The 10,623-nt window shown below is 47.0% G+C and carries 16 protein-coding genes; 3 read left to right on the top strand and 13 right to left on the bottom strand.

Annotated features, from left to right (window positions below; all coding sequences use genetic code 11):
• Positions 1 to 96 precede the first annotated feature (96 nt).
• Both ACKRDP_RS02760 and hisF read left to right on the top strand, forming a co-directional pair.
• The gene (locus ACKRDP_RS02760) at positions 97 to 357 is read left to right on the top strand and encodes a hypothetical protein (RefSeq protein WP_409153223.1); all 261 of its coding nucleotides are present in this window, start codon (positions 97 to 99) and stop codon (positions 355 to 357) included.
• Between the two features lies 1 nt (position 358).
• Positions 359 to 1,120: an imidazole glycerol phosphate synthase subunit HisF gene (gene hisF / locus ACKRDP_RS02755; RefSeq protein WP_409153222.1), complete on the top strand. Its 762-nt coding sequence runs from the start codon at positions 359 to 361 to the stop codon at positions 1,118 to 1,120.
• Here the strand turns inward: hisF and ACKRDP_RS02750 are convergent.
• The 9 genes from ACKRDP_RS02750 to ACKRDP_RS02710 form a co-directional block, all read right to left on the bottom strand.
• The gene (locus ACKRDP_RS02750; protein WP_409153221.1) at positions 1,078 to 1,290 is read right to left on the bottom strand and encodes a hypothetical protein; all 213 of its coding nucleotides are present in this window, start codon (positions 1,288 to 1,290) and stop codon (positions 1,078 to 1,080) included. The two genes, hisF and ACKRDP_RS02750, sit on opposite strands and share 43 nt — an antisense overlap.
• 34 nt (positions 1,291 to 1,324) lie before the next feature.
• Positions 1,325 to 1,750, bottom strand: a complete 426-nt coding sequence (locus tag ACKRDP_RS02745; protein ID WP_409153220.1) for a hypothetical protein — start codon at positions 1,748 to 1,750, stop codon at positions 1,325 to 1,327.
• A 216-nt stretch (positions 1,751 to 1,966) separates the two neighbouring features.
• Entirely contained in the window at positions 1,967 to 2,680 is a 714-nt protein-coding gene (locus tag ACKRDP_RS02740; protein WP_409153219.1) for a 2-oxoacid:ferredoxin oxidoreductase subunit gamma family protein, read from the bottom strand.
• Entirely contained in the window at positions 2,677 to 3,537 is an 861-nt protein-coding gene (locus ACKRDP_RS02735) for a thiamine pyrophosphate-dependent enzyme (protein ID WP_409153218.1), read from the bottom strand. Before ACKRDP_RS02735 ends, ACKRDP_RS02740 begins: the two co-directional genes overlap by 4 nt.
• Positions 3,527 to 4,732 carry a transketolase C-terminal domain-containing protein gene (locus ACKRDP_RS02730; RefSeq protein ID WP_409153217.1) on the bottom strand — a complete coding sequence of 402 codons (1,206 nt, stop codon included), beginning with the start codon at positions 4,730 to 4,732 and terminating at the stop codon, positions 3,527 to 3,529. The genes ACKRDP_RS02735 and ACKRDP_RS02730 overlap by 11 nt, the downstream gene beginning before the upstream one ends.
• Before the next feature lie 66 nt (positions 4,733 to 4,798).
• Complete coding sequence (locus tag ACKRDP_RS02725) at positions 4,799 to 5,341, bottom strand: Uma2 family endonuclease (protein ID WP_409153216.1); 543 nt, start codon at positions 5,339 to 5,341, stop codon at positions 4,799 to 4,801.
• Complete coding sequence (locus tag ACKRDP_RS02720) at positions 5,338 to 5,907, bottom strand: carbon monoxide dehydrogenase beta subunit family protein (protein ID WP_409153215.1); 570 nt, start codon at positions 5,905 to 5,907, stop codon at positions 5,338 to 5,340. The genes ACKRDP_RS02725 and ACKRDP_RS02720 overlap by 4 nt, the downstream gene beginning before the upstream one ends.
• An 11-nt stretch (positions 5,908 to 5,918) precedes the next feature.
• Complete coding sequence (locus ACKRDP_RS02715) at positions 5,919 to 6,461, bottom strand: Uma2 family endonuclease (protein WP_409153214.1); 543 nt, start codon at positions 6,459 to 6,461, stop codon at positions 5,919 to 5,921.
• 3 nt (positions 6,462 to 6,464) lie between these two features.
• Positions 6,465 to 6,695, bottom strand: a complete 231-nt coding sequence (locus ACKRDP_RS02710) for a 4Fe-4S dicluster domain-containing protein (protein WP_409153213.1) — start codon at positions 6,693 to 6,695, stop codon at positions 6,465 to 6,467.
• Between the two features lie 92 nt (positions 6,696 to 6,787).
• On the opposite strand from ACKRDP_RS02710, the gene ACKRDP_RS02705 reads away from it, so the two are divergent.
• A complete protein-coding gene (locus tag ACKRDP_RS02705; protein WP_409153212.1) occupies positions 6,788 to 7,897 on the top strand; it encodes a S41 family peptidase in 1,110 nt (369 codons plus the stop codon).
• Here ACKRDP_RS02705 and ACKRDP_RS02700 read toward each other — a convergent pair.
• Genes ACKRDP_RS02700 through dapF form a run of 4 tightly spaced genes read right to left on the bottom strand, consistent with a single transcriptional unit; the run spans position 7,830 to position 10,621 of the window.
• Entirely contained in the window at positions 7,830 to 8,372 is a 543-nt protein-coding gene (locus ACKRDP_RS02700) for a P-loop nucleotide/nucleoside kinase family protein (RefSeq protein ID WP_409153211.1), read from the bottom strand. The two genes, ACKRDP_RS02705 and ACKRDP_RS02700, sit on opposite strands and share 68 nt — an antisense overlap.
• Positions 8,369 to 8,866, bottom strand: coding sequence for a DsbC family protein (locus ACKRDP_RS02695; protein WP_409153210.1), 498 nt, complete (start codon positions 8,864 to 8,866; stop codon positions 8,369 to 8,371). The genes ACKRDP_RS02700 and ACKRDP_RS02695 overlap by 4 nt, the downstream gene beginning before the upstream one ends.
• Before the next feature lie 8 nt (positions 8,867 to 8,874).
• Entirely contained in the window at positions 8,875 to 9,735 is an 861-nt protein-coding gene (gene ispH, locus ACKRDP_RS02690) for a 4-hydroxy-3-methylbut-2-enyl diphosphate reductase (RefSeq protein WP_409153209.1), read from the bottom strand.
• Positions 9,736 to 9,775: 40 nt separating this feature from the next.
• The gene (dapF, locus tag ACKRDP_RS02685; RefSeq protein ID WP_409153208.1) at positions 9,776 to 10,621 is read right to left on the bottom strand and encodes a diaminopimelate epimerase; all 846 of its coding nucleotides are present in this window, start codon (positions 10,619 to 10,621) and stop codon (positions 9,776 to 9,778) included.
• Positions 10,622 to 10,623: the final 2 nt, after the last annotated feature.

The following is a 10,623-nucleotide window of genomic DNA, read 5'->3' as shown; positions in this document are numbered from 1 at the left end:
ATCTACATGGCGGTAATTTCTTACAATCTCCATAGGCTCTGGAGTGCAGGGATGCTATAACTTGCAACTTGCGTTATAATAGATAATACAATCATTGTGGCAAGGTATGGGGAATACCTTTACTTTTTTGACCAGCACCTCCTTTCAGAAAGGTGCAATTACGAGGTTCTCAAGATGGATTCTCATGAAGCCTGCAGGGCTTCTGTAAAGGCCGGAGACAGGCTTGATGAGGAAAAGGCAAGAGAACTCTTGAGGTTCTGGCTCTCCTTTGAAAACATGGAAGCATGCCCCCACGGCAGGCCCATATACTACAGAATTTATCTTGGAGAAATATACAAGAAGTTGCAGAGAGGTTGACATGCTTGCAAAGAGGATAATACCGTGTCTTGATGTGAATAAAGGAAGGGTGGTGAAGGGTGTAAGGTTCGTGGACCTTGTGGATGCGGGAGACCCGGTGGAGGTGGCTCTTGCCTACGAGGAACAGGGTGCAGATGAGCTGGTGTTCTTAGACATAACTGCATCTGCCGAAGATAGAAAGATAACCCTTGAAGTGGTAAGGGGAGTGGCAGAAAACGTTTTTATGCCTTTTACCGTTGGGGGGGGCATCTCAAGCCTTGAGGACATGAGAAAACTTTTAGAAGCGGGTGCAGACAAGGTTTCCATAAACACATCTGCGGTGAAAAATCCCCAGCTTGTCTATGAAGGCGCCAAAAGGTTTGGCTCCCAGTGCATAGTGGTGGCCATAGATGCGAAGAGAAAGGGAAATAGCTGGGAAGTTTATATACATGGAGGCAGAACCCCCACAGGGCTTGATGCAGTCCAGTGGGCAAAGAGGGTAGAAAGCCTGGGTGCAGGTGAGATACTACTTACCTCCATGGATAGAGACGGCACAAAGTCTGGCTACGATATAGAATTGACCAGGGCGGTATCTTCTGCAGTAAACATTCCGGTCATAGCCTCAGGTGGAGCTGGTTCAATGGAACACTTTTACGAAGGCTTTGTGGCTGGTGGGGCAGATGCATGCCTTGCGGCATCCCTCTTCCATTTTAAAGAGATAGCCATACCTGAGCTAAAAGCCTATCTGGCTTCAAGGGATGTGCCTGTAAGACCCTCGGCGTAGTGATTCTTCTCAAGACAGGCAAGGCTTCTGTTGGTAAGAAGACTCACCAGACCTCTTGCCCTTTCTTTTGCTATTCTCTCGTTTATATGAATGTTGCCCACAGAGTCTGCATAGCCCTTTACTCTTACCCTGTATTCTTCACCAGAAGGTAATAGACTTAAATCAGCCATCAGCCTCTCAACAACCAGACCATCCAGTCTCACCTTACCGATGGGGAAAGTAAAAGCTATACCTCCTGACAATCTTCTCACGAACTTCTTCACTTCTGACTACCGGGGAGATAAGGGATGGTCTGTATATAACTGAGGCTCTTACGCTGTATTCAAGCTGAAGCTGCTCACCGGCATGTATGGCCGGAACCCCTATGTAAAGGTTATCACCTTCCACCCTGTAAGGGGCGGTAATAAAGTCCTCCACTATCAGAGGATGTCTGGATAGTATGCGTCTTGCCCTTACAAGGCCTTCAAAGCTACCCTCAAGCTTCTGAGATATTACCACATCCTTTATGGTTTCAGCGCTTTTGTTATACACTTCCACTTTTACAGAGCCATCCGGACTAACAGATGCTTTGTAGGACAGTCTTTTGTCTGACAGCACAGTGCTCACCTTTTCTATTTTTACTACTTCCACATCCACCCTCCTGTACTCTTTACCCCTTTTGGATGAAACCTCATAGCTCCAGGAGATTCTGGGCAAACCCTCAGGACATGAAAAAGAAGGTGTAGCCACCATTAAGGAACCTAGAAAAAACCCTCCTAAGGACCTTCCTGCCCACCCCATGTTTAAATTTTACACCTCAGTCACCGCTATGTCAAGTTTTTAAATGGGGGGGCAATGCCCCCTCTTTTAAACTGCCACCTTTCTTGGTGGAGGCGGCAAGAAGGGTTCAAGCCCCTGTTCCTGAGCCCATTTCTGAGCAAGCTCGTAGGCTGCCTTTGCTGTGTTGAGGTTCTTCTCTATTAGCTCCAGCTTTTTCTTGAACTTTCTCTCAAGGGCGGAGTCAAGGGATGCAGTTCCTCCTGAAGCTACAAACTTCTTAAGAAACCTTGACTTTATACCCTCTTCTATGGCTTCAGTTCCAACAGCACCTATTGCACCAAATAGGGCACCTATCATGGCCATGTTGGTAGAGAGCTCTGTTCCCGCTATGTCTATGGCAAACTTGGTGGCAGGGAAGTTGAAGACCTTTACATCAAGAGACTCAAGCCTCTCTTTATCTTCTTCCGTAAGCAGGTCTTCCTCGGTGTTTATTATGATTAGTCCCCTTCTCTTTATGCCAGAGTAAAAGGGCATGGTGTAGGACTTACCCATGGTTATAACCTGTGGGTGGAAGACCATTATGACGTCTGGATAGACCACCTCTCCTCTGTCGTATATAGGTTCCATGCCTATGCGTGCATAGCTCTCAGCAGGTGCCATCCTCTTTTCTGCACCAAAGAAGGGATTGGAAACTGCATAGTAGCCCTCGTAGTCTGCCGCGGTGGCTATTATGTGTGCGGCAGTAACTGCACCTTGTCCACCGAGGGCTGGCATACGAATATTCACCCTTCTCCTTATCATAGCAGACCCTCCTCTTTCTTGCGTTCAATGACCTCTTTGGCAGGTTCAGACACATACTCAAAGAAGGCAAACCTTTCCTTGTCCCTCTGCCTCATCTCATCAAGGCCATCGTCAGAGTTAAGACCTATCTCAAGTATACAGGGGGTATACAGGTGCACATAGGTTGGTCCCACTTCCCTTGCCACATATATGGCCTTCTTTATGACCGTCTCCACCCTCTTGGGGGAAGAAACTGTAAGCCTTGCCACATAGTGGCATCCGGAGTCTATGGCAATCTGCCAGAAGGGCACCTTGTCCCACTGTTTGCCCTTGGGTGCCATCTTGAAAACATGACCTTTGACTGTAAGACCGCTCTCCTGACCACCTGTGTTGGCATACACCTCGTTGTCAAAGCATATGGTGGTTATCTTCTCCTGTCTGAAGAAGGACTGAAGGGTGCAGTCAAGCCCTATGTCAACGGTGGCACCATCGCCTGCAAGCACCACCACATCTTTTACCTTGTCGGGGAATCTCCATTCAAGAACCCTCTTTATGCCCGATGCAACCGCGTTCTGATTTCCAAAGAGGGAGTGAACCGTATGCAGGGCTATGTGGGGGAAGACAAGAGATGTGCATCCTGTAGAGTTTATTATTATGGTGTCCTCAGGGTTTGGAAGTGAAGCAAGTATGTATCTGAGAGCCATAGATTCTGGACATCCTGCGCAGAGGGAGTGCTCTTCTATAAGCTCCTTTGAGTAGGGGAGGTCCATAACGCCCCTCTTGGGGTTGCCCCAGGTGGCTCTAAACTGAAGGTCTCTTATCTCCTGAGGCATAACATCCAGAAGGTCTTCGTTTATCTCGTAAATCTTATATGACATGTTTGACCTCCTTTCCTGTTAGTTTGAGAACTTCTTTAACTATAACTTCTGCGGGCATGGTCATTCCTCCTGCCACCCTTGGTGCACCTATAACCTCAGCTTCTGAATGCCCATACAGGTATCTCCTTACCTCTCTTTCAAGCCAGCCCACCACGTTAAACTCTGGCACGAATATATACTTTGCACCCTTCACTGCCTGCTTTAGCTCCTCTATGGGGAACGGTCTTATGGTTTTTAGTTTGACAACTCTTGCCCTTATACCCTCTTCCTCGAGAAGCCTCACTGCCTCCTTTGCCTGGGCAGCTGCAGTTCCGCACGCAACGAACACCAGTTCGGCGGATGGGTCCCCAAACTCTTCTATAAGCCCTCTCAAATAGTGCTTTGCATAAGGTCTTGACCTTTCAATGGCAGACCTCACTTCCCACTGCCAGCTGGCATGGGTCGCATAAGATATGTAGTTGGACTTCATCACAAAGGGGTCTCTTAAAAACCTTCCGGGCGGAACCTCGGCATCAATTACAGGCATGGGTGCCTTGTAGGGGTTGTAGGGTGGAAGAGCTATGTCATCTGGGGGAAGCATTACCGCTTCTCTTGTGTGAGAGACAAAGAAGCCATCCACCACGGTTATAACAGGAACATGCACATCTGGCTGTTCTGCCACGGTAAAGCCTGCAAGAATCATATCAAAGAGGTCCTGTGCGTTCTCTGCATACCATATCATACAACCGGTGTCAAGCAGGAAGCCTACTTCAAGGTTATCGGGCTGTATAGAAAGCGGTGAATTGACACCTCTTGCCATAAGCACAAGCTGCACGGGTATCCTTGTTCCTGCCCACATGGGAAAGTTCTCAAAGGCCCTGAGCGTTCCTGGTCCTGAGGTTGTGGTAATTGTTCTTGCACCAGCCATGGCACATCCGGCTATCTCAGACATAACGCCAAACTCTGACTCACCCCTGAAGTATACGCCCACATATCCCTCAACCCACAGCTCACCTATAAGATGTGCAGCCTCAGACTGTGGTGTTATGGGATAGGAAACAGAGGCATCCACAGAGGCTCTTTTTACCGCTTCCTTTACCGCCTCTGAACCTGTCATGAAGTGTTTGGTTCTTGGTGCTTCAAAAAGCAGGTAGTCGGGTGAAACAATCCTCTGCCCCGCCTTGTTGTATATAACAGCCTCGGTAGCTGTTTGCATGACCTTACCTCCTGCAAAAGTTTGTTTTAAATTTATAAAAAACGCCTGCAAGGGAGCTGATTTTTATCACCGGAAGAGCTCCTCCAGCTCAATGCATAAGTCTTCAAGGAGCCTTGAGCATACCTTGCCACTTTCGCAGGCAAAAGAGTGAACCTCATACTTGCCGGACCTTAGCGTAAGCACTTCTATAATTTTCAGCTCAGGTATAACCAACCAGTATTCCTTTACTCCAGACTTAGCATACAGTTCTCTCTTTTCTTCTGTGTCTTTCTTGAAAGTTGAAGGTGAAATAACCTCCACCACAAGGTCTGGAGCACCAAATATGCCCCTATCCTGAATTATGGAGTAGTTTTCCTTTAGCACCACCACAAGGTCTGGCTGAAAAACATCCTTTTCAGAAAGCACGAGGTCAATAGGTGAGAAATAATAAAGACCTATACCTCTTTTTTCAACAGTCTCAAAGTGTCTGGCAAGCCTCTTTAAGATTTCCTGATGTCTCACACCTGGTGCCGGCATTTCCACAAGCTCTCCATCAATTATCTCATACCTCTTTTCACCTTCCAGCTTCAGATAATCCTCGTAATTCCAGAGCTTTTCTGCAGCTTTCATCTACAGAGCTCCCTTTTTACCTCTTCGGCTATTTTTATAAACTTCTCCATCTCTTCCACATGCTGGTCCCTGAGGGTTATCATGGCATCTTCGTGTCCTGCCATACCGCACATAGCTATGGTAAAGCAATCCGTCTCCGCCCTTATTATCTTCAGGGCCACATTGGCATAATGGCAGTGGACACCCACAAATATACAGGCTTTTATCTTGTTGTGCCATATGGTGAGGTTTGGATGGTTTGGGTTTATTTCAACCGCCGGGTTTATCTTGGGGTATTTTGGTCTGTAGTCATACATGGGAATTATCTTTGCACCAAGCACCTCTGCCATTCTTTTAACAAGCCTTGCTTTTTCCTTCGCCTCCTCATTCCATGCGTAGAGAACCTGCGGACCGGGGAATATGGTGGGGTTGGGTCTTGTAAGCATGGCTATGGCAGCCTCTCTCATGGCAAGCTCTTCATCCACCACCTCATTGAACATGAGAGCCTTACCCGGCGGTGGGTTCAGAACCTCTTCGTAAACGGCCACCGGATAAGGTGAAAAACCGCTCGGTCCAAGTGTTGCCATAATTTACCTCCTTAAAAGATTTCTTCTAAATCTAAGCAAAGGCCTTCCAGAATTTTTGAACACACCACGCCCTTCTCAGAAGACAGGGAATGAACCCTGTAGTCCCCTCCTTCCAGTGTAAGCACTTCAACTAGCTTTAGTTCTGGTAGAATCAACCAGTATTCCCTTACACCATGCTTTGCATAGAGATTTTTCTTTTCATGTGTGTCTTTTGTATATGATGCAGGTGAAACTATTTCCACAACCATATCTGGAACCCCTTCCACTGCCCTCTCCTTTACAATAGACAACCTATCTTCTGAAATATATATAAGGTCTGGCTGAACAACTTCCGTCTCAGACAGAACCACATCAACTGGAGCGAAGAGAAAAAGACCGCTTTTGGTTTTTGTATGATAGTCTCTAAAAAGACCAGTCAGATTCCACAGGACTTTTTGATGCCTTATACTGGGTGCTGGCATTTCCAGAAGCTCTCCCTCAATTATCTCATACCTCTTTTCATCCCCAAGCTGAAGATAGTCCTGATAGGTCCAGGGTTTTTCTTTTATAGCCATACCTTACTTCTCCGCATGCACCTCTGGCATCACCATGTGAATGGCGTTTCTCTTCAAAAGGTTTATACAAACATACACACACAGGGCACAGCCCTTGCATCTGTCCTGAATTACATAAGCATGATGTTCCTCATCTGTATACATGAGGGTATTGGGCTCTGGGCAGAAAAGGGTGCATTGCTTGCAGTTGTATTTGGTGCACTCTTCGTTGATCACCTCTGCCACATAGTACATGCCTTGCCTCCTAAGAAAATTAATCAGGTGTTTATAAGTTATAACACTTGAAGTTTTTGTCAACTGAATTATATTTCCTTAACTGAACTCATATGGGTGCACCCATCTTTTTGGTGCTTTTGCTCCTTCATATCTCCTTTGCAGGTGAAGACTGTCCAAAAGATGAGCTATTAAAAAGGATTGGCGTGCTCATGGAAAGGCACTATCTATGGTGGGACAGGATAAAGGATACTCAGTGGAAGAATGAACAGGAGCTAATAGAACAGATAAGAAAAATAGGAGACAGATGGACATCCATAACAAGGCAGGAAGAAGACAGGCTCTGGTATTCAAGCTCAAAGATGGTGGGTCTGGGTGTGCGGTGGGACGACAGGGGCTATGTGGTAAAGGTTTTTCCCGGATCTCCCGCTGAAAAGTATGGGGTCAGAGAAGGCGACCTGATAGTATCCATAAACGGTGTGAGCGATAAAAACCAGTGGAGAAGGGTTATAAGAGAGGCGGAGAAAGGTGAAGTTATAAGCCTTGAAATAATAAGGGATGGGCTTTTTATGGACATAAGAGCGGTAAAGGGTGAATTTTCAGTGCCCGTGATAGAAGAGATGGCCTTAGGGAGACATGGCGATAAGAATATAGGATACATTAAGCTCACCAATTTTACACAGCCCGCGGTAGAACAGTTCAGGGAGGCGATGGAAAAATTCAATGCCGGCAACATAGATATACTTATTCTTGACCTAAGGGATAATGGCGGTGGGCTAATATCTGTGGCAAAAGGCATAGTGGATATGCTGATAGGAGGGGAGGGCGTCATGTTCTATCTTGAAGGCAGGGGAAGAAACCTGGGAATTTATCAGTTTACAAACAGGGAGGGTTTTAATAAGCCCATTGTGGTGCTTGTTAACAGACAAACGGCATCCGCAGCAGAGCTGGTTGCCACTCTTCTCAAAAGGTATAAGGGGGCAGTCATAGTGGGAGAAAACACTGTGGGTAAGTATGTGGGGAGCAACATGTATCTTCTTGATTCCTGTGGTAATGTTCTCAGGCTAATCACCTTTGAGATGAAACTTCCAAGCGGTGAACCCGTGACCACTGAAAAGGGTATTAGTCCTGACTGCAAGCTGGAAGGGGGAAATCCTATAGAGCGTTCTCTTGAGTGTCTTTCCACTCACTCTGCAGGAGCATCTCCCGTAGGACAGCCCTGAGCTCTTCCCTGCTTCTTTCTGTGTTTATGGGTATGGCATAATGGGGTGGAACAAAGCTTTCTTTCTGCTTGAGGTATACCTCTATGTCTGCATCTGACACATCTTGCCTTTCTCTTAGCCTTTTTATTATTTCCTCCTCCTCAGCATAAGCAAGCAAAAATATGGCATCTGGAAAGTTCTCCTTTACCATTTGCCTCTGCCACTCCTGGAGAAAGGTGGCATCAAGAACCACATTTTTGCCCCTACTTGCCTCTTCCCCTGCCCTTTTTATCATTTCTTCGTAAACCCTTTGCGTCCATTTCTCCGAGTAAATCCCCTCGCCAAAACCCTCCTTTACCCTCTGGCGCGGGTCAATGCCTGCCAGCTCTTTTCTAATCAGGTCGCTTCTGAGCCATTCAAAGCCAAAATCCTCATGAAGTATGCTGGCGAGAAAGGATTTTCCAGAGCCGGAGAGCCCCATGACAACCACTATCATCTTATGCCAAGTTCCTGGAGCAGAGCCGGGCTATAGCCCTCTATGACCTTATAACTTCCCAATATTATGTTGTAAGGCGTTCCCTGAACGTTTAGCTTTTCTGCCACTTTTATGTGTTCATACACGAGGGGGCACTCTTTAACCCTTGGAGGTCTGCCGTCAAACTTCCCGGAGAGCACCTCATCAAGAGCCCTGACTCTATCCTTTGAACAGGCTATGTAGTAGGATTTGGCATGGCTCTCTGGAAAGCTTCTGAAAGGTAGCAGGAACACGTAGAGCTTGACCCTGTCCAGATGTGGCTTTAGAGCCTGCCACTCCTTTCTGCAGTGCCCACAGTCCGGGTTTATGAAGGTTATGAGCTCCCTCTTTCCCTTCCCCACGACTATGGCTTTGCTGAGGGGTATCTCTTTTACCTGAGACCTTATAAACTCTGTATACAGGTCCTGAGAAAAGCCATGACTTAACAGGATAAAGAGCAGAAAGAGCAGTTTCATATTCAAGATTATACAACCATGCTCCTTATGCTGTCCACCACCTGCCCTATTATCCAGTCGGGCGTTGAAGCTCCTGCAGTAATGCCCACCTTTTTTGCCCCTTCAAACCATTCTTCTTTGAGTTCTTCCGGTGTTTCTATGTGGTAGCTTTTGGGGTTCAGAGATTTCGCTATTTCGTAGAGCCTTCTTGTATTGCCGCTGTTCTTGCCACCCACTATCACCATAACATCCACATGAGGTGCCAGCGTGTAGACATCCTCCTGACGCTCTGAGGTGGCGTTGCATATGGTGTTTATCACTTTCACCTCTCTTGCCCAGAGGGCAATTTCTCCCACCACCTCTTTGAAAAACTGTTCGTTCTGAGTTGTCTGAGCCACTATACCGACCCTGTCTTTTCCAAGAACCTCCCTGAGGTCATCCCTGCTCTCCACCACCATGCCCCTTCCACCACACTCCCTGAGATACCCCAGCGTTCCCACCACTTCTGGATGGTCCTTTTCACCTACCAATACCACAAAGTAGCCTTCCTTACTGAGCTTTACAACAGCCTCATGAACAGCCTTCACAAAAGGACATGTGGCATCCACTATTTTCACACCTTTTGATATGAGCTCTTTCTCCTTCTGAGGCGGTATTCCGTGAGAACGAACTATTACGGTGCTTTTCTCATCCAGCTCCTCCTCGTGTTCTAAGAGCCTCAGACCCTTATCCTCAAGCCTTTTAACCTCCTGAGGGTTGTGTATGAGAGGACCCATGCTGAGCACCTTTCTTCCTGTTGCTGTATCCTTTACTGCCTCCTCTGCAAGGTTTATAGCTCTCCTGACTCCAAAGCAAAAGCCTGCGTGCTGAGCAACTATTATCTCTGCCATAGGTGGAATTATAACCTCTGTCCTTCTAAGTATCTGTGAGCTATCTCATGCAAAGCAGTGCATCCTCTGACAAGAAGCCATCAAACACCTTACATACACCCCCTTCAAGGAAAACCTCTCTGAAATCGTCGCTGAAGTCTATTCTCAGGAGCTCTCCACCGCTCGTAAGCACTTCAACTGGCTTTGCACTTACAAGCCCCTTCATGTAGGCAACAAGGGCAGAGGCAGTAGCCCCAGTTCCGCAGGCAAGGGTCTCGGACTCAACTCCTCTTTCATATGTCCTTATCTTCACTGCCCTTTCCGAAAGGGGTTTTATAAAGTTCACATTGGTTCCCCTTGGCTGGAATTCTGGATGAAACCTTATGGACCTGCCAACCTTCACCACATCCAGCCTTTCAAGCTCTACAACAACCGCCACAAAGTGAGGAACGCCCGTGTTTATAAAACTTCCTTCTATCCTTTCTCCATTAATGTCAAGCTTCACTTCCCTGTAATCTTTAGGCTCAGTAAGCTGAACCTTTACCCTTCTTCCACCTTCAATAACCCAGGCTTTTATAACTCCCGCAAGCGTCTCAAACCTTACCTCTTCTCCCACTATCCCCCTCTCGTATGCAAACCTTACCGCACATCTTGAACCATTACCGCACATCTCCGCCACAGAGCCATCAGCGTTGAAAAACTGCCACCTGAAGTGGTTGTCTGGGTTCTGTGGGTGCTCTATCAGAATAAGACCGTCAGCACCTATGCCAGTGTGTGGTTTGCAGAGGGATACCACAAAATCCTTCATATTCAGACCAAGCCTCTCTGTGAGCCTGTTTACCTTGCCATCCCTGTTGTCCATGAGGATAAAATCGTTTCCAGACCCTTGCAATTTCGTGAATTCCATGC

The organism is Pampinifervens navoyensis, assembly GCF_046159715.1.
Taxonomy (GTDB): Bacteria; Aquificota; Aquificia; order Aquificales; family Aquificaceae; genus Pampinifervens.
Note: the sequence above shows the minus strand (reverse complement) of the source record. Positions and strands in the feature narration are given on the sequence as shown.

Excerpts from the sequence above, each read along its gene's own strand:
- hisF (WP_409153222.1), top strand. The coding sequence starts at position 359 with ATGCTTGCAAAGAGGATAATACCGTGTCTTGATGTGAATAAAGGAAGG.
- ACKRDP_RS02750 (WP_409153221.1), bottom strand. The coding sequence starts at position 1,290 with ATGGCTGATTTAAGTCTATTACCTTCTGGTGAAGAATACAGGGTAAGA.
- ACKRDP_RS02740 (WP_409153219.1), bottom strand. The coding sequence starts at position 2,680 with ATGATAAGGAGAAGGGTGAATATTCGTATGCCAGCCCTCGGTGGACAA.
- ACKRDP_RS02735 (WP_409153218.1), bottom strand. The coding sequence starts at position 3,537 with ATGTCATATAAGATTTACGAGATAAACGAAGACCTTCTGGATGTTATG.
- ACKRDP_RS02730 (WP_409153217.1), bottom strand. The coding sequence starts at position 4,732 with ATGCAAACAGCTACCGAGGCTGTTATATACAACAAGGCGGGGCAGAGG.
- ACKRDP_RS02725 (WP_409153216.1), bottom strand. The coding sequence starts at position 5,341 with ATGAAAGCTGCAGAAAAGCTCTGGAATTACGAGGATTATCTGAAGCTG.
- ACKRDP_RS02720 (WP_409153215.1), bottom strand. The coding sequence starts at position 5,907 with ATGGCAACACTTGGACCGAGCGGTTTTTCACCTTATCCGGTGGCCGTT.
- ACKRDP_RS02715 (WP_409153214.1), bottom strand. The coding sequence starts at position 6,461 with ATGGCTATAAAAGAAAAACCCTGGACCTATCAGGACTATCTTCAGCTT.
- ACKRDP_RS02710 (WP_409153213.1), bottom strand. The coding sequence starts at position 6,695 with ATGTACTATGTGGCAGAGGTGATCAACGAAGAGTGCACCAAATACAAC.
- ACKRDP_RS02705 (WP_409153212.1), top strand. The coding sequence starts at position 6,788 with ATGGGTGCACCCATCTTTTTGGTGCTTTTGCTCCTTCATATCTCCTTT.
- ACKRDP_RS02700 (WP_409153211.1), bottom strand. The coding sequence starts at position 8,372 with ATGATAGTGGTTGTCATGGGGCTCTCCGGCTCTGGAAAATCCTTTCTC.
- ACKRDP_RS02695 (WP_409153210.1), bottom strand. The coding sequence starts at position 8,866 with ATGAAACTGCTCTTTCTGCTCTTTATCCTGTTAAGTCATGGCTTTTCT.
- ispH (WP_409153209.1), bottom strand. The coding sequence starts at position 9,735 with ATGGCAGAGATAATAGTTGCTCAGCACGCAGGCTTTTGCTTTGGAGTC.
- dapF (WP_409153208.1), bottom strand. The coding sequence starts at position 10,621 with ATGGAATTCACGAAATTGCAAGGGTCTGGAAACGATTTTATCCTCATG.